This is a genomic window from Flagellimonas rhodophyticola (genome assembly GCF_049332665.1).
Lineage (GTDB): Bacteria > Bacteroidota > Bacteroidia > Flavobacteriales > Flavobacteriaceae > Flagellimonas.
This window is the reverse complement of record NZ_CP186326.1, coordinates 1,020,334-1,046,068: the sequence shown is the minus strand read 5'-3', so window position 1 is coordinate 1,046,068 and position 25,735 is coordinate 1,020,334. Positions and strand designations below refer to the sequence as shown.

Below are 25,735 nucleotides of genomic sequence, written 5' to 3'. Positions count from 1 at the left end.
CGCTACGCTATAATTCAATATTTGTAACTTTGCGCCATCTAAAAATCCATTTGATGATTCAAAAGTTTCCCAGACTTTTTCTTGTTCTTCTGGCCATTCTTTTTGTTCTCAACCTTGTACAAAGCTATTTTACCGAGCTTATTTACGACGAAGCATACTATTGGTACTACGCGCAACAGTTGGATTGGGGTTATTTTGACCACCCTCCGATGGTTGCCTTTTTAATCAAGCTTAGCAGTCTTTTTTTTGATGGAGAGCTTGGGGTTCGCTTTATGAGTTGTTTACTTTCAGCAGGAACCTACTCCTTTTTGTGGTTACTTATTGACAATTCTAAGAAGAAAGATTATATAGTTCATTTTTTCCTGTTGTTGTTCTCAATGACCTTGATGAATGCCTATGGATTTTTGACCTTACCCGATACTCCCCTCTTGTTTTTTACAGCCTTTTTCTTGTGGCTATACAAACGTTTTTTGCAACAGCCTACCATTTTAATTTCTGTTTTGTTAGGAGTTGCAATGGCTGCTTTGATGTACAGTAAGTATCACGCGGTATTGGTCATACTATTTGTATTTCTTTCCAATTTTAAATTAATCGGAAATGGTCGGGCATGGCTAGCAGTGATTATTGCTTTGATATGTTACACACCTCATTTCCTTTGGTTGTATGAACATGACTTTGTTTCTATAAAATACCATCTTTTTGAAAGGCCCAACCAAGCCTATTCGTTTGAAAAATTCACATTGGGCTACCTCATAAATCTAGTTGCCATTTTCGGGCTGCTATTTTATTGGGTTTATCTATCCCTGATCAAGACCAAGGCGGCATCTGATAAGTTTACCAGAGCACTGAAATTCTTGGTGTTTGGCGTGCTTATTTTCTTTTTTGTCTCGAGTTTTAACAGACGGGTACAAACACAATGGATTATTGTGATTTCGATTCCCATGGCCGTACTTGCATTCAATCACCTTTTGGAAAATGCCAAAAGCAGAAAATGGATGTATCGCATTGGTATTGTCAGCTTGGTTATCTTGCTTTATGCTCGAGCTTGGTTAATCCATCAACCTTTGGTTCCTTTATTATTTGAAACACATGGAAATAAGGAATGGGTCAAAACATTGAAGGCCAAAGCAGAAGGGGTGCCCATTGTTTTTGAAAACTCGTATCGCAGCGCATCGATGTACAAGTTTTATTCGGAAGATGACTCCTTTTCCTTTAATAATGTTTGGGGGGAACGGAAAAATCAATATTCCATTGATGATGCGGAAGAACTGATGAGGAATAAACGTATTCTTTATGTAACTAAATATCGAAAAAGCGGAGATGTTTCATACGTCTATCCAGATGGCACTGTATTTTATGGTGTTTTTATGGACAATTTCCAGTCCTATCGCAAATTGCAATGTTTTGTAGAATTGTCTCCTGATTCCAGTTCGCACATCTTGAAGGTCTATAATCCATATTCCTTCGATGTTCCGCTAGACAAATTGAGCTACAAGGTGGCTTATTCCAACAAATACAAACAAGTGAAACAATTATTGCCTGTTCATGTGAAACTTCAGCAAAACGAGCAATTTTTGTTAAAACCAAAAGATACCGCGCACTATAACATTAAATTACCCAAGCCAACAATTGAGAATCCTGGTTATTTTCGAATTGGTATATCAGAAAATGGCTTACTCCCTGGACTCAATGGTGAACCAATTAAAGTAACTCAATGAACCCAATATACAAGGTAGTAGATTCCATGGATTGGATGACAATAGTACTCTTCTTGAGTATGGTGATACTTGCTTTGGGAAAGTATCTTTTTCAGGGTAGGTTTCTAAACTTCATAATCCTTCCCTTCAACAATAGGTATGTAGTGCTTCATAGTAAGAAAGGTCGGTTATTGAACTGGTTCCATATTATGCTAACATTATTTCAGTTAATCAATTTTTCACTGTTTCTTTTTTTGGTGATACAGAGCTTTTTTGGCGCTGATGAAGACCCGTTGTTATCATTTTTCGTGATTATGGGAGTCGTGGTACTTTTCCAGTTGGTCAAATTGGCCCTTCAATTTGTTAAGGGCTACGTTTTTAATACACAAAGCCTGATTGCCGAACTTCTTTTTAACAAAACCTCCTACCTTAACTACAGCAGCCTTATAATGTTTGCCGCGAATGTGGTTCTCATTTACATTGCCGGCAGCTCCAAAATTGTATTTTATGTGGCTTTTATCTTAATTGTTTCCATAAATGCTATAGGATTTATAAAGCTGTTGAAGAACTATCAAAAAGCCATTGTTCCCAATTTATTCTATTTTATTTTGTACCTTTGCACACTCGAAATTGCACCCCTAGTGATAGTTGGAACCTATCTAAAAGATTGAAAGCTTATGAAAGTAAAGACAATTTTGGTTTCCCAACCTGAACCTAAAATCGAAAATTCCCCTTATTCACGCCTGATTGAAAAAGAGAAGGTAAAAGTAGATTTTAGACCCTTTATACATGTTGAAGGAGTTGAAGCCAAAAGTGTAAGGCAGCAAAAAATTGATCTTAACAATTTTACTGCCATAGTTCTTACCAGCAGAAATTCGGTAGACCATTTTTTTAGAATTGCAGAGGAAATGCGCTTCAAGGTTCCTGATACCATGAAGTATTTCTGCCAATCGGAAGCCGTTGCTTACTACCTTCAGAAATATGTTGTTTACCGTAAACGTAAGATATATGTTGGTAAACGCACCTTTAATGAATTGGTCCCATTGATCAAGAAATACAAGGACGAAAAATTCCTATTACCATCATCAGACACGCTAAAGGCTACCGTGCCCCAGGCATTGGATGAATTGCAGGTTGATTGGACGCGAGGTATATTCTACAAAACCGTAATTAGCGACCTTTCTGACCTCCGCAATGTTTATTATGATGTTTTGGTTTTCTTTAGCCCATCGGGAATTGAATCCCTTCTAAAGAATTTTCCGGATTTCGAACAAAAAGATACTCGAATCGCCGTATTTGGAAACAGTACCGTAAACGCTGCAACCGAAGCCGGTCTTCGAATAGATATTCAAGCTCCAACTCCTGAAACGCCTTCTATGACCATGGCATTGCAGAAGTATATTACCAGTGTGAACAAATAATTTTTTTAGTTTATATAAAAAGGCCCGATTCTATGAATCGGGCCTTTTTGTTTAGAAAGCGTATCGCTGTGGGCCTCCACGCCTAATTTCCTCACTGGCGTAGGCCTCAAATTTCTTGAAGTTTTCCCGAAACGCATTGGTCAACTTAAATGCTGTGGTATAATATGCCTCATCATCGTTCCATGTTGCCCGTGGACTCAACACACGAGTAGGAACTCCTGGGCACTCTCTTGGCTGTGCCACTCCAAACACAGAGTGTATATGGTAATTGTCATAGTTATATAACCCCAGCTCTCCACGCAATGCAGCACTTATCATAGCTCTGGTATATTTTAATTCCATTCGCTTACCAACACCATAAGGACCTCCTGTCCAACCTGTGTTGATCAACCAGACATCAACCCCGGACTCTTGCATTTTATTGCTCAACATTTCGGCATAAACAGCGGGGTGTAATGGCATAAAAGGAGCTCCAAAACAAGCTGAGAAAGAAGGTTGTGGTTCGACCACACCTGCTTCAGTGCCGGCCACCTTTGCGGTATACCCTGAAATAAAATGATATGCAGCTTGGGCTGGAGTCAATTTAGATATTGGAGGCAGCACCCCGAAAGCATCAGCAGTCAAGAAAAAGATATTTTTCACATTCTTACCTATTGAAGGAATTTGTATGTTTTCAATATGGTGAATCGGATAACTTACCCTGGTATTTTGGGTGATGGAAGTATTATTGAAATCGACTTCCCCATTCTCATCCATGATGACGTTCTCCAAAATAGCGCCCTTTTTAATGGCTCCATAAATTTCAGGTTCCTTTTCCTTGGAAAGGTCTATAACCTTTGCATAACAACCACCTTCAAAATTGAAAACCGAATTATTAGCGGTCCAACCATGTTCATCATCTCCAATCAATTTACGGTCAGGGTCGGTTGAAAGCGTTGTTTTACCGGTTCCTGAAAGTCCAAAGAATATTGCAGTGTCTCCGTCCGCCCCAACATTGGCCGAACAGTGCATCGGTAAAGTGTTCTTAAACACGGGAAGAATAAAATTTAATGCAGAAAAAATTCCCTTTTTTATTTCCCCTGTATATCCTGTGCCTCCTATTAAAGCAATCTTTCTAGAAAAGTTTAAAATGGCAAAGTTATGCTGACGTGTGCCATCCTCTTGTGCATTCGCAAGAAAGCCAGGAGCATTCACAACAGTCCATTCTGGGTCAAATCCTACCAATTCCTCTTCAGTTGGCCTGATAAACATATTGTTCGCAAACATATTGGACCAAGGGTATTCATTAATTACCCGAATATTCAGCTTATAATCAGCTTCTGCACAGGCGTAACAATCACGAACAAATAATTCTTTGTCATTTAGATAAGCAATAACCTTATCATACAATTTGTCAAACTTTGCACTTTCAAAGGGAATATTAATCTTTCCCCACCATACTTTATCCTTGGTTATCTCATCTTCAACAATAAAGCGGTCCATTGGAGATCGTCCAGTAAACTCACCGGTATTGACAGCCAAAGCACCTGATGAGGCTTCTTTTCCCATATCTTTTTCAATGGTGGCTGCATGTAAATTGTCTGATGATAGCTGATAATGTATACGATTGTGGTCGATTCCATATGCTTTTAACGAAATCGATTTCGTAGTTGGAACAGGCGTACTCATTTAGTTAATTTTAAGTTGGTACAAAACTAGAAAATCTAGTCAGTTCCACCTTGAAAAACTTGGTTAATTATCTGATTTTTTGGACAAAATATAAAAGCCAAGAAGTGCCCAACCCACAATCAGTATGCTTCCGCCTATGGGTGTAACGAACCCTATGATTTTGAAATCAAAAGAAGTTAAATCATTTAAGGCCAATGCATAGATGGAAAATGAAAACAAAACGGTGCCAATCCAAATAAATCGAAAAATCAATTTTCTAGGCTTGACTCCCAGTCCATCCCATATTCCCAAAAACAACAGAAACAAGGCATGGTACATTTGATAACGCACTCCCGTTTCAAAAGACTCCAAAGAAGTCTCATCAACTATTCTTTCAAGTCCGTGGGCACCAAAAGCGCCAAGAATAATTGCCACCATACCAAAAAGCGTGGCTGTCATCAAAATTGTTTTGTTCATAACTTTGTAATCATATTTTTTTAGAAATATAACAATTTGATACTTTAGTGTCCGTTTTAATCAAAAGTAACTAAAACGCATGGTACGTACTATTTTGGTTCTTGGGGCTGGAAAATCCACCTCATATCTTCTGGATTATATTCTAAAGAATGCTGAAAAAGAGAATCTCCAGTTGCTAATTGGAGACCTTCATCCTGAGAATATTCCGCTGGATATTTCCTTAAATCCCAATTGCAAGGTTGTGGCATTGGATATCTTTAATGATGCCGATAGAAGAAGTTTGATTGAGTCATCTTCTATAGTCGTCTCCATGCTCCCCCCTAGATTACACATTAGTATTGCAGAAGATTGTATTCTGTATAAAAAACATCTAGTTACCGCCTCTTACGTGAGCAAGGAAATTGCGGCATTGGACGAAGAAGCCAAAAAAAATGGGCTTGTTTTTATGAACGAAATAGGTCTAGACCCTGGCATAGATCATATGAGCGCTATGGAAATCATAGACCGTATCCGTGGAAATGGCGGAAAAATGCTTCTTTTCGAATCATTCACCGGGGGCTTGGTAGCCCCGGCAAACGACTCCAATCTTTGGAACTATAAGTTCACTTGGAATCCAAGAAATGTGGTTTTGGCCGGACAGGGTGGTGCAGCAAAATTTATACAGGAAGGCACTTACAAATACATTCCATATCAGAAGCTCTTTCGAAGAACCGAGCTCGTTGATATTGAAGGGTACGGAACTTTTGAAGTATACCCAAACAGGGATTCTTTAAAGTATACGGATGCTTATGGACTTCAAGAAGCTTTGACTCTTTATCGCGGTACTATGAGAAGAGTAGGTTTTTCCAAAGCATGGCAAGTATTTGTTATGCTAGGGATGACAGATGATAGCTATATCATTGAAAATTCTGAGGGAATGTCATATCGTGATTTTGTGAATCTGTTTCTACCCTACTCCCCTACCGATTCAGTTGAATTGAAATTGCGTCATTATCTCAAGATTGATCAAGACGATATTCGATGGGGAAAGCTTTTGGAATTGGACCTTTTTAACCCCAACAAAAAAATTCCAATAAAAAATGCCTCTCCAGCCAAGATGCTCCAGTACATTCTCGAGGATAGTTGGACCCTAAAAAAGGATGAAAAGGATATGATTGTGATGTACCACAAGTTTGGCTATGAGTTGGATGGACAAAAAAAACAGGTTGATGCCAGTATGGTTGTCCTAGGTGAAAATCAAACCTATACTGCCATGGCTAAAACTGTTGGTTTACCGGTTGCCATTGCGACACTTCAGATTCTAAACAAAAAAATTACAACTCCTGGGGTTCAGATACCTATTCAAAAAGAAGTTTATGAACCCATCCTCTCAGAATTAAAGTCATACGACATTACCTTTAAAGAACATAAGGTTCCTTATCTAGGATATAACCCCGATACGATTGGAAGTTAGCTATTTTTAGTTTTTCGGTATCTTTAACTTCAATTTTGAAGTTTTTACATGAAAAACACTAACACTTCTGTGAAAATCGATGGTATCGACAAAAAAATACTAAGGTATTTAATGGAAGATGCCCGAAGACCAATTCTAGAGATTGCCAGAAATATTGGTATCTCAGGTGCAGCCATTCACCAGCGTTTGCGCAAGTTGGAAAATTCTGGATTGCTTTCCGGATCAAAATTTGTTATCAACCCCAAGGTATTGGGATATATGACCATGGCCTATATTGGCATTTTTCTGGACAAAGCGATGTCCAATCCCCAAGCGGTAAAAGAACTCGAGAAGATTCCTGAAGTTCTTGAATGTCATTATACCACAGGAAACTGGTCCATATTGATAAAGGTCCTTTGCAAGGATAACGAGCATTTAATGCATGTACTGAATAAACGAATACAACAAATTGAGGGCGTTTCCAGAACCGAAACCTTTATTTCTTTGCATCAGCAAATAGACCGTCAAATTTCTATCTAAAAAAACCCGCTTGAATTACTCCAAACAGGTTTATTATTGCGGTTCCTTTTAAAAAAGGATCTCTATATTTTAATCTCTCCCTCCAAACACTTGGAAAGCCCAATATACTAAAGAGGCCAATGCACCTAAGGCGGCTACTAAATACGTTCTTGCGGCCCATTTTAAAGCGTCCTCTGCACCGGCATATTCTTCCTGACTTACCATGTTTTTCTGTTTTAGCCATGCCAATGCCCGATTACTAGCATCGTACTCCACGGGTAAAGTGATAAAACTGAACACGGTTGCCAAGCCCATCATGACCAATCCAGCAACGGCTATGTAATATCCAAGTCCTACACCGGCGGCTGCACCCAACATTAATCCACCAAATACCACCCATGTGGACATTCCGGACGTAACACTGACCACTGGCACCAATTTAGAGCGCATGGTCAACCATTCATAAGCCTGAGCATGTTGAACAGCATGTCCAACTTCATGCGCGGCTACCGCAGCAGCAGAAGCGTTTCGTTGGGCATATACACCTTCACTTAGATTAACGGTCTTATTCTTTGGATTGTAATGATCTGTTAGCATTCCCGGAGTTGAAATCACCTTTACATCTCTAATACCATGATCGTCAAGCATCTTTTGAGCAATTTCTGCACCACTCATTCCATTTCGAAGATGAACTTTGGAATAGTGCTTGAACTTACTCTTTAACCTACTGCTTACCAACCAGCTGATCAGCGCTATTCCACCAATCAATATATAATATGTCATCATAACTGTTTCGTTTTAGTCTTATAAATATACCAACTATAAAGCAAAAACCCCGCCAATGTTTGACGGGGTTATTTTACTGACAAATTGTATGTTATATGGTAATTGGGTCCTCCCAATGAAATGCCTCAACAATCTCCTTGTAAAGAACTTCGCCTTCAACAATATTCAACCCTTTGGATAATGTTCTATCCTTGTCGCAGGCTTTTTGCCAACCATGATTGGCCAGTTTAATGACATATGGCAGTGTCACATTGGTCAATGCAATGGTAGAAGTGTATGGGACAGCACCGGGCATATTTGCAACACAATAATGTACAACGTCATCAATAATGTATATGGGGTCTTCGTGAGTGGTAGCCCTTGTCGTTTCAACACATCCACCTTGATCTACGGCTACATCAACAATAACTGTTCCTGGCCTCATTTCTTTAAGCATGTCCTTTGTAATTAAGTTTGGCGCCTTGGCTCCTTTTAATAGAACACCTCCAATAATTAAATCATGATTTTTGATATGTTTGCGAATACTATATTCGCTCGAAAAATCGGTGACTACATGATTTGGCATTATATCATTCACATAGCGAAGTCGTTTCATGTCAACATCAATAATAGTCACATGTGCTCCTAGACCTGCTGCCATTTTAGCAGCTTGAATCCCAACAGTTCCAGCACCTAACACCAAAACCTTACCGGGAGCTACTCCAGGAACGCCTCCTAATAGGACACCTCGACCTTTAACAGGCTTTTCAAGATATTTTGCTCCCTGCTGAATGGCCATACGTCCAGCGACTTCGGACATTGGAGTCAATAATGGTAGCGTACCATCAGAATCTTCCACAGTTTCGTATGCTATACAAATCGCTTTTCTTTCTATCATCGCCTTAGTTAACACCTCGCTAGATGCAAAATGGAAATATGTGAATACTATCTGACCCTCTTTTATATGCTCATATTCTTCAGCTATGGGCTCTTTGACTTTAACAATCATGTCGCTCAGAGCATAAACCTCAGCTGCAGTGTTCAAGATCTTTCCACCAACTTGCTCATAGTCTTTATCATAAAATCCACTCCCTTCTCCTGCACTTGATTGGATATATACGGTATGGTTATTCTTTACAAGCTCAAAAACACCAGCTGGTGTCATACCCACCCGACTTTCATTGTTCTTGATTTCTTTTGGCACCCCAACAATCATAGTTTTAGTTTTAATGTTTAACATCAAAAATGTTTTAAAACAAACAAAATTAGAAATATAATCGATAAAATGAGGGGTAAGTTGACAGAAAAACACTTTTTATTAAGTAGACCCCTATTTTTTAAGGGGTATGCTGTAATAATTTTATAAATACCTTACTTGTGTTTTATCTTAAGCACTAGAATTGATAATACTAGAACACCCGTAATTGCATTGGCAAAAATTATGGGGAGGCTTTTAATTGCAAAGCCATAATAGAGCCATAAGATTATACCCGTAAGCAAAATCAAGTACATGGTCAGGGAAACATCCTTGGTGGATTTATTTTTCCATGCTTTAAAAACCTGGGGCACAAAGGCAACTGTGGTCAGTGTAGCAGCTACTAAACCAATAATCTCAACTGTATCCATAATTGGTTGTAATTCTTTGGGGAATCTAATAGTTTACCCCACAATGTTTACAATTTTGCCAGGAACCACAATAACCTTTTTAGGGGTTCGCCCTTGAAGTTGCGCAAGTGTTTTTTCGTGGGCCATTACAGCAGCCTCAATATCGTCTTTGCCCATATCTAAAGGAAGTTCCAGTTTAAAACGCATTTTTCCGTTAAAGGAAATCGGATATTCCTTACTACTTTCTACTAAATATTTTTCCTCAAATTTGGGGAAAGTGGCTTCTGAAATGGACCCTGAATGACCCATTTTCTCCCATAATTCCTCTGCGATATGTGGCGCATAAGGTGATACCAAAATGGCTAAGGGTTCCAATATCGATTTACTGGCACATTTTTGCGCCGTTAACTCGTTTACACAAATCATGAAGGTTGACACAGAGGTATTGAACGAGAAATTCTCGATATCCTCTTCTACCTTTTTGATGGTCTTGTGTAGGGTTTTTAGATTTTCCGCATTTGGAGCACTATCATCAATGTCCAAATAGAGCTTCCAAAGTTTTTTAAGGAAAGTATGTACTCCGGTTATACCGGCAGTGTTCCATGGTTTTGATTGCTCCAAAGGTCCCAAGAACATTTCGTACAAACGCAATGAATCAGCCCCATATTCTTCGCAAATAGCGTCCGGGTTAACGACATTGTATTTGGATTTGGACATTTTTTCAATCTCTCTGCCAACGATGTACTTTCCATCTTCAAGAACAAATTCTGCCTCTTTATATTCTGACTGCCATTTTTTGAAGGCCTCAATATCCAACTCATCAGAAGCATTTACCATAGAGACATCAGCATGAATTGGAATAACATTCCTGTTCTCCTTTAGTCCTTTTGAGAAAATCTTATTAGAATCTAGATCCTTATAAACAAAAGCACTCGTCCCCGTAATCATCCCTTGGTTAATGAGCTTCTTTGCAAATTCCTCTTTAGGGGCAATTCCCATATCAAACAAGAACTTTTGCCAAAAACGCGAGTACAACAAATGACCAGTCGCATGTTCACTACCACCAATATAGAGATCTACATCTTGCCAATAATCAATTGCTTCTTGAGAATAAATCGCTTCTCGATTATGCGGGTCCATGTAACGGTTAAAGTACTGGGAGCTACCAGCCCAACCCGGCATGGTGTTCAATTCCAATGGAAACACTGTAATGTTGTTGATTTTTTCATTTTCAACAACCGCATTGGTTTCAGTATTCCAAGCCCAAACGGTAGCATTTCCAAGAGGTGGCTCACCGGTTTCCGTAGGAAGGTATTTTTCTACCTCGGGCAATTCCAAAGGCAAATGTTCATCGGCAATCATTTGAGGCATTCCATCAACATAATAGACCGGAAAGGGTTCTCCCCAATAACGCTGACGACTAAAAACCGCATCACGGAGACGGTAATTGATCTTGCCCTCTCCATGTCCAATTTTTTCCAATTCTGAAATGACTTTCGTGGTAGCTGCTTTGTATGAAAGACCATTCAAAAAGTCAGAATTGCCAATAATCGTAGTCGCCTTATCTGCAAATGCCTCCTCAGAAATATCAACTCCATCAAAAATGTTTGGAATTGGAATGTTGAAGTGCTTTGCAAAATCGTAATCTCGTTGATCCCCACAGGGAACTGCCATAACCGCTCCAGTGCCATAGCTAGCCAAAACGTAGTCGCCAATCCAAATTGGAATCGGCTCTTTGGTGAACGGATGCTCTGCATACCCACCGGTAAACACTCCAGAAATGGTCTTTACATCTGCCATTCGGTCACGCTCTGAGCGCTTGGCTGTAGCCTCGACATAAGCTTCAACCGTTTCCTTTTGTTCTGGGGTGGTGATTTTGGCCACCAAATCATGTTCTGGTGCCAAGGTCATAAAACTCACACCAAAAATAGTATCTGGTCGGGTAGTAAAGACTCCAATAGTATCCTCCGAACCTTGCACTTTAAATTCAACATGTGCTCCTTCGGAACGGCCAATCCAGTTGGTTTGAGAATCTTTTAAAGGCTGCGGCCAATCAATGGTATCCAATCCATCCAACAAACGTTGAGCGTAAGCGGTGATGCGCATCATCCACTGGGTCATCTTTTTCCGGATTACCGGATGCCCTCCGCGCTCAGAAACTCCGTTGACCACTTCATCATTGGCAAGAACGGTACCTAATGCCGGACACCAATTTACTTCAGCATCCGCCAAATAGGTCAATCTGTATTTTAGAAGTATTTCTTGTTTTGTTTTATCTGAAAAACTTGCCCAATCTTCAGCTGAAAATGCTAGAGTGTCATCATCACAAACAGCATCAACTGTTGCATTTCCTTCTTTTTCAAAAACAGAAATCAACTCAGAAATAGTAGAAGACTTATCTACTTTTTTATTATACCAAGAATCGAACAATTGGATAAAAACCCATTGTGTCCATTTGTAGTATTCGGGATTTGAAGTACGCACTTCCCGGCTCCAATCAAATGAAAAACCAAGGTGGTCTAACTGCTCACGATATCGCTTGATATTGGTTGCCGTGGTAATTGCAGGATGCTGTCCAGTTTGAATGGCATATTGCTCTGCAGGCAATCCGAAGGAGTCATATCCCATAGGGTGAAGGACATTGAACCCCTTATGTCTTTTGTATCGCGCATAAATATCACTAGCTATATAGCCTAGAGGGTGTCCAACATGTAAACCGGCTCCTGAAGGATAAGGAAACATGTCCAATACATAATATTTTGGCTTATCCGAGTCGTTGTGCGCTTTAAATGTTTGGTTATCTGCCCAATACTTCTGCCATTTGGCTTCTATTTCCCTGAAATTATAATTCATTTTATATCTTACTCCTTTGATTTGGCAAAAATAGGTTTAATCACGCAAAGCGAAAAAGATAAAATGTGTTGTCCTAGAAAGCCATAAAAATGCCATCCATTGCTAGAAAAAACCTCTTTACTTTCCGCGTTGTTTTTTTGCTTCATTGTATTCCACGTGGATGCACAATTGGGGTTTTGCAATGGTAATTCGGGAGACCCTATTTTTACGGAAACCTTTGGTACAGGAACTACAAATGGCCCCGCTTTACCCCCAGGCACTACCACTTATAATTATGTGAATGGGGAACCGATTGATGGAAGCTATACAATCTCTAGCTCCACACCTTATTTCGATTGGTTCAATATTAATGACCACACTCCTGGCGACAATAATGGGAAAGCGCTCATTGTCAACGCTAGTTTTACCGCTGGCGAATTTTTCCGAAGAACAATAGATGGGCTCTGCGAGAACACAACCTATGAGTTTTCATCATGGCTACTTAATCTCTTGCCAAGTTCAAGTTGTGGCGGTAACGGAATTCCTATAAATGTTCAATTTCAGATATGGGACAATACGGATACGAATCTATTAGCATCCGGGAGCACAGGTAGTATTGCTAACAAAAGTGGTCCGGTTTGGGAGCAATATGCATTGGTTTTTCAAACGGTACCTGGCCAAACATCAGTCATTCTCAAAATGCTCAACAATGGAGCAGGTGGCTGTGGAAATGACCTTGCCATAGATGATATTGTTTTCAGAACTTGTGGTGACCGAATTACTTTAACGGATGCTGCAAACAACACCAATATTCTAGGTGTCTGTCAAGAAAATGCCCCTGCTATGGTTGAGCTGACCGCAAATCCAGATTTTTCAGTCTATAGCACGCATGCCTATCAATGGCAAGAAAGTACAGACGGGATTAACTGGTCTGACATTGTTGGAGAAACCAACCCAACGTATACTTCTCAACCAATTTTTGGTACTACAAGGTACCGTGTCAAAGTTGCCGAGGACCCGATAAATCTTTCCAATTCCAATTGCAATGCACTATCCGATGAGTTTGAGGTTATCATTGAAGGAAAACCAATCGCTCCGATTTCCTTGGGAGATGTCAACACATGCGCTGGCATAACTGGAAGCGTCTCTGTTTCCACACCTGACGGTATCACCGCAGATTGGTATGATGCACCTGCCGGAGGCAACCTCTTGGAGGCAGGCACCCTTCATTACGTAATCACAACTGGAGGAACCTATTATGCCGAAGCAGTTACGGAAATTGCCGGCTGCTTTTCGGATACCAGAACTGGGGTATCCATTGTTTTTAATGATTTACCTGTTCTACAAGATGAAACCCTAATCCTTTGTGAAGGAGAGGGTTTGACCATATCAGCCGATTTTCCTAATTCCTCTTATTCATGGAATACGGGGGAAAACACACAAGAGATAACCATAGATTCTCCAGGAACGTACACTGTTACTGTTACCAATGCTAGTGGCTGTAGTGCTGATAAAACTATTGAGGTCACCCAGATAGATCGGCCAATTGTTGAAGAGATTGTTTCAAATCACAGGGACTTTACCATTGTGACCGAAAATACAGGCGATTTTGAATATTCGATTAATGGTTTTGTTTATCAAGACAGTCCTCTCTTTGAAAACCTCGAAGGTGGTGCTTATACCGCCTATGTTAGAGACAAAACGTTTTGTGGTGCAGCGCAGTTTCCTTTTGTTCACTTAGTTCTTCCGCGTTTTTTTACTCCTAACGGTGATGGGGTGAATGACAGCTTTAGACCAGAAGGCATTCAAGCATTCGAAGACTTTCAAATCAGTATTTTCGATAGGACCTCAAGGCTTATCGCACAATCTACAGACAAGGACTATTCATGGGACGGCACCTTTAAAAACAGACCTTTGCCATCTTCCGATTATTGGTACGCTGTAAAAATCGGTGACAACCTATACACCGGGCATTTTGCGTTGAAACGATAATTCTTGCTATACAATTGTCAAAAGTTTAGCGCTATACAACACCCAAATCATAGATAAAATGGCCGAAGCATTAATCGCGTATCCAAAAAGAAGCATCTGTTTATGCGAATATGGCTTGTCTTTAAAGACAAAAAAGGCGTCTATTATCAACCAGACGGAAAAAACCATTAAAAAAGCAGCAAGAATCCAATCGTTAAACCAATAAATCAGCAAGTACGATTCAATTACCAAAAGTAGAAGCATTATAATCTTGGTCTTTTTTCTTCCTAAGACTACCGCTGTGGTCATTTTTCCGGCTTCCTTATCGGGTTCAATATCCATAATCTCACCAGCGATATGGGCCTGAAAGGCAAACAGGATTAGATATACTATTGTTTGCCATGGAAGCATTTCCAATCCATTCAACTGAATACAAAAAAGAGCGGTAAGCACATATCCTGATTGAATCAAAATTTCGAATGGAGGTCTTTCCTTTAGACGTAGCGGTGGAAAATTATAGATGATATTCACCACTACCATCAATCCCAATAATATCAACATTTTTGTGCCCGACAATGCTGTAAAAGCTATAAAAAAAGGAAGCATCACTAAGAAAACTCGTGCCGGAATCGAATTCAATTGTTGCCTTTTAGCCTTGGCTCCAAAGAGATAGTTCCCTTTTCTGTCATTGATTTTATCGGCATCAAAATCGTTGTAATCATTCAATCCGTACACAAGATAATTTAGAGGAAATGAGACAAAAAACAATCCCAACCAAAATGAAAAGGTGTCCCAAAAACCCTCTTGGTTTGCAAACGGAACGAGGTAAATCCAAATGGTAGGAAACCATAATCCAGGTCGAGAAATCTTCAAATCCAACAATAGTCTATTCATATGGAAAACTTCAAAAACAAGTTTACTGCAAAGATTAGGATTTACTTTTCTATTTTTACATATTGATTTTTATGTATGGCCCAATATATTGAACGATACCAACGCAGAAAGCTCATCTCCTCATATTTTTCGGTTGTGCTGAGCATTGCCCTTGTACTTTTCCTATTGGGAGTTTTAGGGCTTTTGGTGTTGAATACCAAAAAATTGGCAGACCACTTTAAAGAGCAAATTACGGTTTCCGTCTTTTTAAAGGATAATGCCAAGCCTGTGGAAATAGAACAATTGCAAAAAAGTTTGGCGATGGCCGATTATACAAAATCCGCCGATTTTGTGTCCAAAGAAGATGCCGCAGAGCAATATAGCGAGGACATTGGCGAGAATTTTATCGAATTTTTGGGGTATAACCCCCTCAAAAACTCTATAGACGTCAATTTAAAGGCCGATTTTGTTTCCACAGCACAGATTGCTGAAATCGCAGAAGAACTTGCAACCAAAACTTATGTGGAGGAAGTAAGCTACGACAAGCCACTTATTTCCTTACTGAATGACAATGTCAAAAAAATCAGCTTTTGGATTTTGATTGCAAGTGCCATTTTCACTTTTATTGCGGTATTGTTGATCAACAGTTCCATCCGACTTTCCATTTATTCCAAACGATTTATCATCAAGACCATGCAAATGGTCGGAGCCACCAAAACTTTTATTAGAAAACCTTTTGTATGGACCAATATTAAATTGGGAATGTTAGGCTCGGTAATCTCGTTAATTGCTTTGGCAGTTGTACTTTACTATGTAAATACCAATTTTCCTGAGCTAGCGATATTCAAAGATGTAATGGTCCTCGTTGTTTTGTTTGTTGGTATTTTTGGATTGGGAGTTTTGATTTCTTGGTTGAGCACCCATATTGCCACCCAACGTTTCTTGAATTTAAGGACAGATGATCTTTATTATTAACTTTATAGCATGAGTAAGAAAAATAAGAACATTCAAAAACCAGCCAAAACGTTTGTCTTTCAAAAGAAAAACTACATCTTTCTTTTTATTGGGCTTGGTTTGATTGCGCTAGGGTTTATTTTAATGACTGGTGGTGGAAGCGATGACCCCAATGTTTTTAATCCAGATATTTACAATTTTAGAAGAATCCGTTTGGCACCCACTTTGGTGCTCATCGGTCTTGGCATTCAGGTATATGCCATTTTGTTGAACCCTAACAAAAACAAAAAATAATTTGGACATTATAGACGCCATAATCCTTGGAATAATCCAGGGTCTTACTGAATTTTTACCGGTATCTTCAAGTGGACATTTAGAATTAGGAAAGGCCATTTTAGGTGCAGACTCACTCCCTGAGGAGAGCCTCCTATTTACAGTTGTATTGCATTTTGCAACCGCTTTGAGCACCTTAGTTGTTTTTCGAAAAGACGTATGGGAAATTATTCGAGGACTATTTCAATTCAAATGGAATGAGGAGACCCAGTTTTCTTTGAAAATTGTGATTTCCATGATTCCCGCTGCCCTTGTTGGTTTCTTTTTAGAGGATTTTTTAGAAGTCTTTTTTGATGGGGCAATCATTATCGTAGGTATTATGCTTCTAATCACTGGATTCCTTTTATATCTCGCGGATTTAGCCAAAACCACCGACAAAGGAGTTTCATTTCGCAGTGCTTTTGTCATTGGTATGGCACAAGCGGTCGCTATATTACCAGGAATTTCACGAAGTGGTGCCACCATATCGGCGGCCGTTTTATTAGGTGTGGATAAATCAAAATCTGCTCGTTTTTCCTTTTTAATGGTAGTCCCTCTGATTATTGGCAAAATGGCCAAGGATCTTCTAAGTGGAGATATCAATTTTGTAGGCGACCAAGCCGTTGCCATGGGCGCCGGATTTGTAGCAGCTTTCATTGCCGGTTTGGCGGCATGTACTTGGATGATCAAATTGGTACGTCAAAGTAGGCTTTCTTATTTTGCCATTTACTGCGTAATCGTCGGTCTTATTGCTATTGCATGGAGCATTTGGGGGTAACCTTAAGTTAGTACTTTTATCACAAAACCTGCGCATCTTTGAAGACAAAGGAAGATTTCTTAAATGGACAGATTCTTTTAATCGATAAACCTATGGAGTGGTCCTCATTCCAGGCCGTGAATGCTCTTAAATGGGCTATCCGAAAAAAGTTTGGTCTCAAAAAAATAAAAATTGGCCATGCAGGTACTCTCGACCCATTGGCCACAGGCCTTTTGATTATCTGTACTGGAAAATTCACCAAAAAAATCCCTGAGCTCCAAGGACAAGTCAAGGAATATACAGGAACCTTCACATTGGGTGCCACAACACCTTCCTATGATTTGGAAACGGAGGTTGACCAATCCTTTCCAATAGATCATATAACCGAGGAGTTAATTACAAGCACAACTACACAATTTTTAGGGGAAATTGAACAGGTACCTCCGATTTTTTCAGCCTTAAAAAAGGATGGCAAACGTATGTACGAATTGGCCCGAGAAGGCAAAAAAGTTGAAATAAAAGCCCGGACTATCCAAATCTTTGAGTTTGAAATCACCCAAATCAGCTTACCAAAGGTCGAGTTTCGGGTGGTCTGTAGTAAGGGCACTTACATACGTTCGTTGGCGCATGATTTTGGTCAGGCACTTCAATCCGGAGCACACTTATCAGCACTCAGAAGAACCAAAATAGGTGATTTCAACGTAATTAATGCTGTAAGTCCGCTTACCTTCAAGGATAATTTGCAGTCCAATTAAGACCGATTCTCCTGCGATAGGTGATTTGGACATCAGAATCAGTTAAAATATTTTTGCAAAAAATCGGTTATAATAGGACTATGAACCTAAACAGAAACCAGTTATCGTTATTAATAACTTTTTTCTCCATGTCCATAATTGTATTGTTGTTGTTCAACATTCATTTAGGAGGCGTTAAGGAGGAAGAATACGTTATTGAAATGAGTCTGGCCGATGAGGACATTGAAAAACTGCTGGAAGAAGAAGAAAAACGTTTGGAGGAACTCATCAACAATGACCCTATTAAAAGTCATTTGGCCTTTAACGAAACCGCCAAGCCATCTGTAAAAAGTCCGGAGCCTTTAAAAACTTTGGAAGAGTTGATGGAAGAACGGGCCCTGAATAGCGATGCTGGCCAACCTTCTGAAGCCGACGGAGAATTTGCATCCCAACTTAAGGAGTTGGCTGCTAAACGCGAAGAAAAAAAGCAGCAATTAACCGAACGTGAATCCCAAAAAGAAGAATTCACCAACAATTTAAAAGATAAACGCACCTCCATTTCCTATTCATTGGTGGAGAGAAACGCCTATTCCCTCCCCCCTCCAATCTACACTTGTATTGAAGGTGGCAAAGTGGTCATTAATATCGAAGTGGACTCCAATGGTTATGTGACCGAAGCTTCTTTTAACGACAAGAGTTCCGGCACCAGCAATGGGTGTTTGGTAGACAACGCCATCGCCTATGCCTATAAGGCACGATTTAGCGTAGACTCCAAAGCCTCCCAAATAGGAACCATTACCTATTTATTCCAGAGTAAATAAATTACCCATTTTATCAATGCATAAGATTTATGCAACAATTTGACCTTGAATCTTAAGTTAAATTTTCCGAACTTCACTTATCGGTCGATATAGCTCATTAAGACGATTCATATCCTGTTAGTTAGCCACAAGCAAAATAATCATCGGCGTATTTAAAAAATTATATCATGTTAAATAAATTATTCTTTGCTTTTTTATTAAGTACATGCTATGCGTTGTCATATGGACAAGAAAGTGATATAAAAAAAATTGAAGAGACCTGTACGAATTATATTGAAGGTTTCTATGAAGGAGATAGCACTAAAATAATAAGTAGTATAAAACCAACTCTGTACAAGTTTGGGTATTGGAAAAACAAGAACTCAGATTCATATATTGGTGATGGCCATATGACTTTTCAACAGGCGATAGATTACTCTAAAAACGTATTGCTGAAAAAGCAATTTGCCAAACCTGATGCCCCAAAGAAGGTCGAAGTTCTTGATATTAGTAACCATATAGCTGCGGCCAAAATAACAGCTTGGTGGGGCATAGACTACGTCCTCCTATCAAGACACAATAACGGATGGTTAATTGAAGAAGTCTTATGGGAAGGACCATTAGAAAAAGAAACTAATGGCTTAACTATTTCATATATCGGAAATATGGGAGTTCTAATAGCGAGCGATAGTAATGCAGTACTAATAGATGGTTTTCATAAAAATTATAAACCGGACTATGCTTACCCCTCAGAAAGTACCGTGCAAAAATTAATTGATGGAGATTACAAAAATTTCAAGACACCTGATATAGCATTAGTGACACACCACCATAAAGACCATTTTGATGCAGACTATTATCAAATTTTTATGCGAGAAAACCCAAATTCTTTAGTTGTTGCTTCACAACAGGTGAACGATTTAATTCGTAAAAATTTGGATAATGAAGCAAATCTAAGTTCTATCTTGAAACAAGTTCCATATAATGATGAAGAATATTCTTTAAATCACAAAGGCGTTAACATTAAAGCATTCCAATGCCCACATGTAAATCCTGTTCGACACTCATCAGTTCAAAACCTTGCATATTTAATATCCATAGATAATTATTCCATTTTACATCTTGGAGATTCTAATTGGGATGTAGCCAAAGTGGTCCTAGAAAATAAAAAAATCTCTGACAAGTCGATTGATATTGCCATATTGCCTTATTGGATGTTACTCGATAAAAATTCAACTGAGAACGTAGCAAATCTATTAGTTCCAAAACGAATAATCGCTACTCACATACCTCCTGGTTTTTCGGACGAAGCATATGAAAATTTACAAAAAATGTATCCTAACATTACATTGTTTACAAAATTAAATGAACAGATAGCGTATAAATAAAACAAGCCACTAACAATGCACATATCTACATGCCCCCATTCGGTCGCACGGAACATGCGCCAACGGATAAGTGCCTAAAAAGTAATCTGCCCAATTGTTAAAGACCCTTTCTATACTAAATTTGATCATTGCCGTACAGGCGGCCTTTCTTTTCTTTCATTTTATACTTAAATCTAAGGGAGTTCGAATTTTAAATCGACTGGTAGCCCTATTATGCCTGTGTTTTGCGATTATTGTAACCAACACCTATTTAAGTTTAGGCGATTACAGTTTTCAAACCACATTAATTCAGGACGTCGCCAATAATGTAATGTGGTTTCTGGGTCCGTCAATCTACCTATATGTAATTTACTACCAAAAGAAACACAGTAACCGGATAATCTTGCTCAATACAATTCCGTTCCTTGTTCCTTTCTTGATCGACGTATTTTTAAAATGGCCTTGGTTTTCATCAGTAATTCCATTTATCGCATTTACGCAGATGATCATTTATCTTTTTCTCGCCCTGCAACATTGTATACGCTATTATAAAGGAGCAAGACAATTTTATAACTGGATACTGCCTTCCATTATTTCCATCACCCTCATCGTGGCAGTTAATTTTAGTTTGTACACCTTGAGGTCCTTTGGAATTGAAATTCTTCCAACTACTACGCTTCAAAGTTTTACTTCTTTACTGGCTTTCCCGGTCTTTTATTTGGCCTATAAAGAAATGAACGCTTCCAAAAACTTTGGGATTGCCCCTAAAAAGTATAGTACTTCTCCTATTTCCAAAGAAAAATCAAATCAATATTTGAAACAGATACAATCTGCCATGGAAAACGATAAATTGTATCTGGACAAAGACTTAAGCCTGCAATCATTTGCCAATTCCATTGGAATTTCGTCCAAATATGTTTCGCAGGTCATCAATCAAAATCTTGGTTTGAGCTTTTCTGATTATCTACTAAGATTCCGCTTGGAAGAGGTCAAAAAAAACCTGAAGAATCCGGAGAAAAAAAACTTGACCATCTATGGAATTGCACAAGAATCCGGTTTTTCCTCAAGTAGTCGCTTCAATCATCTTTTCAAAAAGAATGTTGGGCTAACACCAAAACAGTTCCAGCAACAACATCAGACCAATTAATATGCTATATCATGATATGGCATACGTTTGACCCGTCCTGAGCGAGTTTCTACCATAGATTTGTCCAAATAGATTAACTATTCACATCATCATGAAAAGGACGATTTCTACAAGGTATCAGCTTGTTGCATTCTTTGTTTTGACCTATGTTTTATCTTGGTCGCTATTTTTTGTAGGCCATAAAACACAAATCCTGCCCATTATATTGGTTGGGATTTGGGCTCCATCATTAACTTCCATAGGTTTAACGGTATATTTTTTTGGGAAAAAGGGCCTTTCTCAAATGTTCGGAAGATTTAAAAGATTCCGTATAAAATGGTATTGGTGGCTGCTTTTGATACTACTTCCAGCTTCAATTCATTTGGCAGGCGTCTCTTTATGGGATTATTTAAATCCCGCCGAATCCCAACTTGACAGGTTGTACATAGCTCATGGTTTGGGAGCACTGTTGCCTTCATTTTTAATCGCAGGTTTTGGAGAAGAATTAGGCTGGAGAGGGTTTGCGCTACCCAGGTTACAAAGGAGTTTTTCCCCAATTGGCGCCTCTTTTATACTAGCCATAGTGCATTTATTATGGCATTTACCTACCTATTGGCTGGGCCAAGGGATTCACAATGTTCCTTTTGTATATGTTTTAGCCTTTGTGTTTCCCTGGACATTTATTTTTAATTGGCTGTATAACAAGTCGGGAGGCAGTTTAATTTTTGCGGTGGGTTTTCATGCCATTTCAAATGCCTCGCTTTCCTTAGTAAGGTTTATGCCTTGGGAAGAAGTTGTTCCCATAAGCCCGGAGCTGATAACGCAATTGGCGATACCAGATGAACTAGGAGGCCCCTACTTAACTGTCTGTGCGGTATACCTCGCTGTAGCAATTTTAGTGATTGTAACGGGTAAATTTAATAGGATTAATACCGATATCCCTTAATCACATTATTCGATAAGAATAGCGCTGGTACGTGCAACGGGTTTGGGGGGCAATGCCATTACCTATTTGTTCCAAAGCAAGTAAATTGTCTTATTTCATTAACCTATAAAGGTCATTCAACAATTTGACCTTGAATCTTTATTCAAAAATCCCGAACTTCACTTATCGTTGGATATAAATCATCAAAACGATTCATATCCTTTTAGTTGCCAGCAATACGAAAAAAATAATCCGAATAAATGAGCGTTTCTGAAAATTTTAAAACTTTTTGTGATGACCTAAAAATTTCGTCAGGAAAACGCTCAACCATTTCAACTCGATTCAATTCAATTGTCAAACGTCTGAATACAGATTTTTGGAATATGGATTCTTCTACTGGAGGAAGATATTTAGGTTCTTACGGGAGACATACGGCAAATGGATGGGTAAGTGATATTGACATGTTATTTGAAATGCCTTGGTCTGTTTATAACAAATATGATGCTTATATTACAAATGGACAATCTGCGTTTTTACAAGAAGTAAAGAATTCTATTGCTAAAACTTATCCGAGTACATATTTAAAAGGAGATGGTCAAATAGTACAGGTCATATTTTCTGATTCAATGAAATTTGAAGTATTACCAGCTTTCAAATACACAGATGGTTCTTATGCATTTGCAGATTCAAATTCAGGTGGAAGCTGGAAAAAAACAAATCCAGTGCCTGAAATTAATTCAATTAATTACGGAGATTCTATTACCAATAATAATTTAAAGAGACTTTGTAGAATGACAAGGGCTTGGAAATATTATTGTAATGTTCCAATAAAAGGTCTATTAATTGATACGTTAGCATATCGTTTTTTAACAAATTGGAATAATCGTGATAAGTCGTACCTGTATTACGACTGGATGTGCAGAGATTTTTTTGAGTATTTGAAAAACCAAAATTCAACTCAGACCATATGGTATGCGGTTGGAAGTGGACAACAAATTTATAATCCAGACAACTTTAGATACAAAGCAACTATTGCTTACAATAAATCTGTAGATGCAATCCAATTACAAACGGATGGTAAACTATGGTCGACAAAACAAAAATGGAGAGAAATTTATGGCAACAGATACCCAAGCTAAATTAACAATTGAGTCCCAATTGAGGGAACTTTATGGAAGAGCAGTATGGACACATAAAACACAAGAAAAGTGTGCGGATATTTTACGTGCTCGAAATCACAATATGAAAATTTTACAAATCATCTTATCAGCATTAACAACTACTGGTATTTTGGTTACAGTTTTTGGAGAAAATTATGTGGTTGGCATTATATCAGCTGTTTTATCAGCTATACTTTTCACCTTAAACGCTTATTTTCAAAAATACGATTTAGGAGAAATTGCTCAAAAACACTCTGAATCTGCATCAGATATTTGGAACGTTAGAGAGAAGTATTTGTCTCTTCTCACAGACCTTAATTCTGGGATTTTAAATATTGAAGAAATCGGAAAAAAACGTGATGAATTACAGTCTGAGCTTTTCAATATTTATAAAGGAGCACCAAGGACTCTGAGTAAAGCTTACAAAAAAGCAACTGAAAGTCTTCAGTTAAATGAAGAATTAACATTTTCGACAGACGAGATAAATAATCTTTTACCAAAAGAATTAAGAAGAGAATAAAGTACTACTGGCAACAACGTATATAAAAAATAGCGGTTTAATCGCTTAATCGAAAGAAAATGAACAAATTAAAGGTCTGTTATAATCCGAAAAGTTAGTTTATATAACCCGCTACTTTTCATATACAAGACCGATAAGTGATACTACCGGAAAAAAGTCTGCTTACCTAAGGAAGCAATTCAACCAAATCCTCCAAGATATCCTGACCCTTATCCTTGTTGTACCACAATTGGAGGTCTTGCTTAAACTGCGAATCCAAATTTCCATGCTCTCTTTTATACTCTTCCACCATTTGAGTGGCTATGCTTGGTCTTGGACCCCATTCCCCAACCACTTCTTCAGCTTCCTTGTTAAAGACAATCAATTTAGGTATGGAGCGGGAACCGTTGGTCAAGAATTCGTCCATTAACTCCAAATTCTCATCCCTAAGTACAATTTTGAACTCAATATTGGGGTTCAATTCGGTTATCTTGTTCATAACTGGTAAGCTTGGCGCCGCGTCACCACACCAACTTTCGCTCAATACTAAAAAGGTGATTTTAGTATCAATCTTGGCTATCCGTTCTTGAAGATCCACAGGGATTTTTAGCGTTCTGTCCCACCGCTTCATTCTGCGATCGTTCAATTCGGTATAATTGATCAAAGATTCCAATTGTTCTTCGCCCGTGGTTTGCCTGTTTTTAGCCAAATCCCCGACCAAATCACGATAGGTTTGATAAGACATTCCCTTCGCAATACCTTTTTGAATATATTCCAATTGCTTTTCCGATATGTTTTTTTCCACTACTTCCATGTCAAATTTTCTCCAAAGTTAAACTGCATAAATCTCATAAAATGTGACTTCCGTCATTGGTAGGTTAATTTGAACATACCTTACAATCAAGAATTTAATGCGAGGAAAGACATAATTTCCCAAAGACTCAGTTATTGAGAAATCTTTTCTTTACCATACCTCCACGAGTATCACTAATGCTGCTCATTACCACAAAAGCTGTATGGTCTATTTTATCAATTTCAATATGTAGTTTGCGTATCTCTAATCGTGTGATTACGGTGTAGATTACGTTGTATTCATTTTGCTCTCCGTGACTTCCATAGCCTCCTTTGGCTTCATAAATGGTGAGTCCCCTGCCCATTTTCTCAACAATCATTTTTCTAATCTCCTCACTTTTTTGAGATATAATTGTTACTCCGGTGTACTCTTCGATACCGTCCACGACAAAATCTAAGGTTTTAGAAGCTGCCAAATAGGTAAGCATTGAATACAGCGCTGCTTCAATGGACAATAAATAGGCCGCTGCCAGAAATACAATTACATTGACCAAAATGATGATATCTCCAATCTTGACCCGCCATTTTCTACTCAAAAAAATCGCTAGCACTTCTGTTCCGTCCAAAACACTTCCTCCTCTAATGGACAGCCCTATTCCCGCACCAAGAAAAAATCCACCGAAAACAGCCACCAACAGTTTGTCTTGGGTAACTTCCGGAAATTCTATCAGCGCAAGGGCAAGTGCCAATCCAAGAATAGCAATGATTGCTTTTATGGCAAATTGTTTCCCAATGACCTTATACGCCATAAACATAAATGGTAAGTTAATCAGCACGATGGGTATCCATAGTGGGGTATTGGTCACTTCGGAAACCAGCAAAGAAATTCCCGTTACTCCTCCATCAATAAAACTATTGGGAAGCAAAAAGCTCTCAAGCCCAAAAGCAGCTGCAAAAATCCCGGAAACAATAAAAAAGGCATCTTTAATGTATAAATTCAACAGCATGGATCTTCTTTTTGATTGACTTTCCCGTTTAGCAGTGCTTTTTCCTTTCATGGTAAAAAATTT

Annotated in this window: 25 protein-coding genes; 16 read left to right on the top strand and 9 right to left on the bottom strand. The window is 38.7% G+C overall.

The genetic code is table 11. The features are described 5' to 3' along the window. Nucleotides 1-53: 53 nt before the first annotated feature. The 3 genes from ACOKFG_RS04810 to ACOKFG_RS04800 are packed head-to-tail and all read left to right on the top strand — an operon-like array spanning nt 54 to nt 3,118. Nucleotides 54-1,718 (top strand): glycosyltransferase family 39 protein, encoded by a 1,665-nt coding sequence (locus tag ACOKFG_RS04810; protein ID WP_298793431.1) that lies wholly within the window; start codon nt 54-56, stop codon nt 1,716-1,718. After that, the gene (locus tag ACOKFG_RS04805; protein ID WP_298793430.1) at nt 1,715-2,368 is read left to right on the top strand and encodes a DUF4271 domain-containing protein; all 654 of its coding nucleotides are present in this window, start codon (nt 1,715-1,717) and stop codon (nt 2,366-2,368) included. Before ACOKFG_RS04810 ends, ACOKFG_RS04805 begins: the two co-directional genes overlap by 4 nt. A 6-nt stretch (nt 2,369-2,374) precedes the next feature. Next, the gene (locus tag ACOKFG_RS04800; protein WP_298793429.1) at nt 2,375-3,118 is read left to right on the top strand and encodes a uroporphyrinogen-III synthase; all 744 of its coding nucleotides are present in this window, start codon (nt 2,375-2,377) and stop codon (nt 3,116-3,118) included. A gap of 51 nt (nt 3,119-3,169) precedes the next feature. On the opposite strand, the gene pckA is transcribed toward ACOKFG_RS04800, so the two are convergent. Further along, complete coding sequence (pckA, locus tag ACOKFG_RS04795) at nt 3,170-4,786, bottom strand: phosphoenolpyruvate carboxykinase (ATP) (protein ID WP_298793428.1); 1,617 nt, start codon at nt 4,784-4,786, stop codon at nt 3,170-3,172. Between the two features lie 63 nt (nt 4,787-4,849). Beyond that, a complete protein-coding gene (locus ACOKFG_RS04790) occupies nt 4,850-5,224 on the bottom strand; it encodes a DUF423 domain-containing protein (RefSeq protein WP_313809755.1) in 375 nt (124 codons plus the stop codon). Between the two features lie 97 nt (nt 5,225-5,321). Here ACOKFG_RS04790 and ACOKFG_RS04785 point away from each other — a divergent pair, with 97 nt between their 5' ends. Next, nucleotides 5,322-6,695: a saccharopine dehydrogenase C-terminal domain-containing protein gene (locus ACOKFG_RS04785; RefSeq protein ID WP_299486645.1), complete on the top strand. Its 1,374-nt coding sequence runs from the start codon at nt 5,322-5,324 to the stop codon at nt 6,693-6,695. Nucleotides 6,696-6,743: 48 nt separating this feature from the next. After that, entirely contained in the window at nt 6,744-7,214 is a 471-nt protein-coding gene (locus tag ACOKFG_RS04780; protein WP_298793425.1) for an Lrp/AsnC ligand binding domain-containing protein, read from the top strand. Nucleotides 7,215-7,283: 69 nt separating this feature from the next. Here ACOKFG_RS04780 and ACOKFG_RS04775 read toward each other — a convergent pair whose 3' ends face one another. The 4 genes from ACOKFG_RS04775 to leuS form a co-directional block, all read right to left on the bottom strand. Continuing rightward, nucleotides 7,284-7,979 (bottom strand): zinc metallopeptidase, encoded by a 696-nt coding sequence (locus ACOKFG_RS04775; RefSeq protein ID WP_298793424.1) that lies wholly within the window; start codon nt 7,977-7,979, stop codon nt 7,284-7,286. A 91-nt stretch (nt 7,980-8,070) separates the two neighbouring features. Beyond that, nucleotides 8,071-9,174, bottom strand: a complete 1,104-nt coding sequence (ald, locus tag ACOKFG_RS04770) for an alanine dehydrogenase (protein ID WP_299487816.1) — start codon at nt 9,172-9,174, stop codon at nt 8,071-8,073. Between the two features lie 155 nt (nt 9,175-9,329). Then, nucleotides 9,330-9,584, bottom strand: a complete 255-nt coding sequence (locus tag ACOKFG_RS04765; protein ID WP_298793423.1) for a SemiSWEET transporter — start codon at nt 9,582-9,584, stop codon at nt 9,330-9,332. A gap of 33 nt (nt 9,585-9,617) precedes the next feature. Beyond that, nucleotides 9,618-12,416 (bottom strand): leucine--tRNA ligase, encoded by a 2,799-nt coding sequence (leuS, locus tag ACOKFG_RS04760; RefSeq protein WP_422861936.1) that lies wholly within the window; start codon nt 12,414-12,416, stop codon nt 9,618-9,620. 99 nt (nt 12,417-12,515) lie between these two features. Here leuS and ACOKFG_RS04755 point away from each other — a divergent pair, with 99 nt between their 5' ends. Continuing rightward, entirely contained in the window at nt 12,516-14,387 is a 1,872-nt protein-coding gene (locus ACOKFG_RS04755; RefSeq protein WP_422861935.1) for a T9SS type B sorting domain-containing protein, read from the top strand. A gap of 6 nt (nt 14,388-14,393) precedes the next feature. Here ACOKFG_RS04755 and ACOKFG_RS04750 read toward each other — a convergent pair whose 3' ends face one another. Beyond that, complete coding sequence (locus ACOKFG_RS04750) at nt 14,394-15,260, bottom strand: UbiA family prenyltransferase (RefSeq protein ID WP_422861934.1); 867 nt, start codon at nt 15,258-15,260, stop codon at nt 14,394-14,396. Between the two features lie 75 nt (nt 15,261-15,335). Between ACOKFG_RS04750 and ACOKFG_RS04745 the strand changes: the two genes are divergently transcribed. The 10 genes from ACOKFG_RS04745 to ACOKFG_RS04700 all read left to right on the top strand — a co-directional run bounded on the left by ACOKFG_RS04745 (nt 15,336) and on the right by ACOKFG_RS04700 (nt 23,894). Further along, nucleotides 15,336-16,214 carry a permease-like cell division protein FtsX gene (locus ACOKFG_RS04745; protein ID WP_298793419.1) on the top strand — a complete coding sequence of 293 codons (879 nt, stop codon included), beginning with the start codon at nt 15,336-15,338 and terminating at the stop codon, nt 16,212-16,214. Between the two features lie 9 nt (nt 16,215-16,223). Next, on the top strand, nt 16,224-16,487 hold the full coding sequence (locus ACOKFG_RS04740) for a DUF3098 domain-containing protein (protein ID WP_298793418.1): 264 nt from the start codon (nt 16,224-16,226) through the stop codon (nt 16,485-16,487). Nucleotide 16,488: 1 nt separating this feature from the next. After that, a complete protein-coding gene (locus ACOKFG_RS04735) occupies nt 16,489-17,283 on the top strand; it encodes an undecaprenyl-diphosphate phosphatase (protein ID WP_422861933.1) in 795 nt (264 codons plus the stop codon). 38 nt (nt 17,284-17,321) lie between these two features. Beyond that, nucleotides 17,322-18,017 carry a tRNA pseudouridine(55) synthase TruB gene (gene truB, locus ACOKFG_RS04730; protein WP_299171733.1) on the top strand — a complete coding sequence of 232 codons (696 nt, stop codon included), beginning with the start codon at nt 17,322-17,324 and terminating at the stop codon, nt 18,015-18,017. Between the two features lie 128 nt (nt 18,018-18,145). Further along, nucleotides 18,146-18,817, top strand: coding sequence for a hypothetical protein (locus tag ACOKFG_RS04725; protein WP_313819526.1), 672 nt, complete (start codon nt 18,146-18,148; stop codon nt 18,815-18,817). A gap of 167 nt (nt 18,818-18,984) precedes the next feature. Next, on the top strand, nt 18,985-20,184 hold the full coding sequence (locus tag ACOKFG_RS04720) for an MBL fold metallo-hydrolase (RefSeq protein WP_422861932.1): 1,200 nt from the start codon (nt 18,985-18,987) through the stop codon (nt 20,182-20,184). A 94-nt stretch (nt 20,185-20,278) separates the two neighbouring features. Next, the gene (locus ACOKFG_RS04715) at nt 20,279-21,310 is read left to right on the top strand and encodes a helix-turn-helix domain-containing protein (protein WP_422861931.1); all 1,032 of its coding nucleotides are present in this window, start codon (nt 20,279-20,281) and stop codon (nt 21,308-21,310) included. 91 nt (nt 21,311-21,401) lie between these two features. Beyond that, nucleotides 21,402-22,235: a CPBP family intramembrane glutamic endopeptidase gene (locus ACOKFG_RS04710; protein WP_422861930.1), complete on the top strand. Its 834-nt coding sequence runs from the start codon at nt 21,402-21,404 to the stop codon at nt 22,233-22,235. A 239-nt stretch (nt 22,236-22,474) separates the two neighbouring features. Further along, nucleotides 22,475-23,353, top strand: a complete 879-nt coding sequence (locus ACOKFG_RS04705; protein WP_422861929.1) for an SMODS domain-containing nucleotidyltransferase — start codon at nt 22,475-22,477, stop codon at nt 23,351-23,353. After that, nucleotides 23,331-23,894: an SLATT domain-containing protein gene (locus ACOKFG_RS04700; RefSeq protein ID WP_422861928.1), complete on the top strand. Its 564-nt coding sequence runs from the start codon at nt 23,331-23,333 to the stop codon at nt 23,892-23,894. Before ACOKFG_RS04705 ends, ACOKFG_RS04700 begins: the two co-directional genes overlap by 23 nt. 166 nt (nt 23,895-24,060) lie before the next feature. On the opposite strand, the gene ACOKFG_RS04695 is transcribed toward ACOKFG_RS04700, so the two are convergent. Beyond that, nucleotides 24,061-24,687, bottom strand: coding sequence for a thioredoxin family protein (locus tag ACOKFG_RS04695; RefSeq protein ID WP_298793408.1), 627 nt, complete (start codon nt 24,685-24,687; stop codon nt 24,061-24,063). A 127-nt stretch (nt 24,688-24,814) separates the two neighbouring features. Next, nucleotides 24,815-25,723, bottom strand: a complete 909-nt coding sequence (locus tag ACOKFG_RS04690; RefSeq protein ID WP_422861927.1) for a YitT family protein — start codon at nt 25,721-25,723, stop codon at nt 24,815-24,817. Nucleotides 25,724-25,735: the final 12 nt, after the last annotated feature.

Excerpts from the sequence above, each read along its gene's own strand:
- ACOKFG_RS04810 (WP_298793431.1), top strand. The coding sequence starts at position 54 with ATGATTCAAAAGTTTCCCAGACTTTTTCTTGTTCTTCTGGCCATTCTT.
- ACOKFG_RS04805 (WP_298793430.1), top strand. The coding sequence starts at position 1,715 with ATGAACCCAATATACAAGGTAGTAGATTCCATGGATTGGATGACAATA.
- ACOKFG_RS04800 (WP_298793429.1), top strand. The coding sequence starts at position 2,375 with ATGAAAGTAAAGACAATTTTGGTTTCCCAACCTGAACCTAAAATCGAA.
- pckA (WP_298793428.1), bottom strand. The coding sequence starts at position 4,786 with ATGAGTACGCCTGTTCCAACTACGAAATCGATTTCGTTAAAAGCATAT.
- ACOKFG_RS04790 (WP_313809755.1), bottom strand. The coding sequence starts at position 5,224 with ATGACAGCCACGCTTTTTGGTATGGTGGCAATTATTCTTGGCGCTTTT.
- ACOKFG_RS04785 (WP_299486645.1), top strand. The coding sequence starts at position 5,322 with ATGGTACGTACTATTTTGGTTCTTGGGGCTGGAAAATCCACCTCATAT.
- ACOKFG_RS04780 (WP_298793425.1), top strand. The coding sequence starts at position 6,744 with ATGAAAAACACTAACACTTCTGTGAAAATCGATGGTATCGACAAAAAA.
- ACOKFG_RS04775 (WP_298793424.1), bottom strand. The coding sequence starts at position 7,979 with ATGATGACATATTATATATTGATTGGTGGAATAGCGCTGATCAGCTGG.
- ald (WP_299487816.1), bottom strand. The coding sequence starts at position 9,174 with ATGATTGTTGGGGTGCCAAAAGAAATCAAGAACAATGAAAGTCGGGTG.
- ACOKFG_RS04765 (WP_298793423.1), bottom strand. The coding sequence starts at position 9,584 with ATGGATACAGTTGAGATTATTGGTTTAGTAGCTGCTACACTGACCACA.
- leuS (WP_422861936.1), bottom strand. The coding sequence starts at position 12,416 with ATGAATTATAATTTCAGGGAAATAGAAGCCAAATGGCAGAAGTATTGG.
- ACOKFG_RS04750 (WP_422861934.1), bottom strand. The coding sequence starts at position 15,260 with ATGAATAGACTATTGTTGGATTTGAAGATTTCTCGACCTGGATTATGG.
- ACOKFG_RS04745 (WP_298793419.1), top strand. The coding sequence starts at position 15,336 with ATGGCCCAATATATTGAACGATACCAACGCAGAAAGCTCATCTCCTCA.
- ACOKFG_RS04740 (WP_298793418.1), top strand. The coding sequence starts at position 16,224 with ATGAGTAAGAAAAATAAGAACATTCAAAAACCAGCCAAAACGTTTGTC.
- ACOKFG_RS04725 (WP_313819526.1), top strand. The coding sequence starts at position 18,146 with ATGTCCATAATTGTATTGTTGTTGTTCAACATTCATTTAGGAGGCGTT.
- ACOKFG_RS04720 (WP_422861932.1), top strand. The coding sequence starts at position 18,985 with ATGTTAAATAAATTATTCTTTGCTTTTTTATTAAGTACATGCTATGCG.
- ACOKFG_RS04710 (WP_422861930.1), top strand. The coding sequence starts at position 21,402 with ATGAAAAGGACGATTTCTACAAGGTATCAGCTTGTTGCATTCTTTGTT.
- ACOKFG_RS04705 (WP_422861929.1), top strand. The coding sequence starts at position 22,475 with ATGAGCGTTTCTGAAAATTTTAAAACTTTTTGTGATGACCTAAAAATT.
- ACOKFG_RS04700 (WP_422861928.1), top strand. The coding sequence starts at position 23,331 with ATGGCAACAGATACCCAAGCTAAATTAACAATTGAGTCCCAATTGAGG.
- ACOKFG_RS04695 (WP_298793408.1), bottom strand. The coding sequence starts at position 24,687 with ATGGAAGTAGTGGAAAAAAACATATCGGAAAAGCAATTGGAATATATT.
- ACOKFG_RS04690 (WP_422861927.1), bottom strand. The coding sequence starts at position 25,723 with ATGAAAGGAAAAAGCACTGCTAAACGGGAAAGTCAATCAAAAAGAAGA.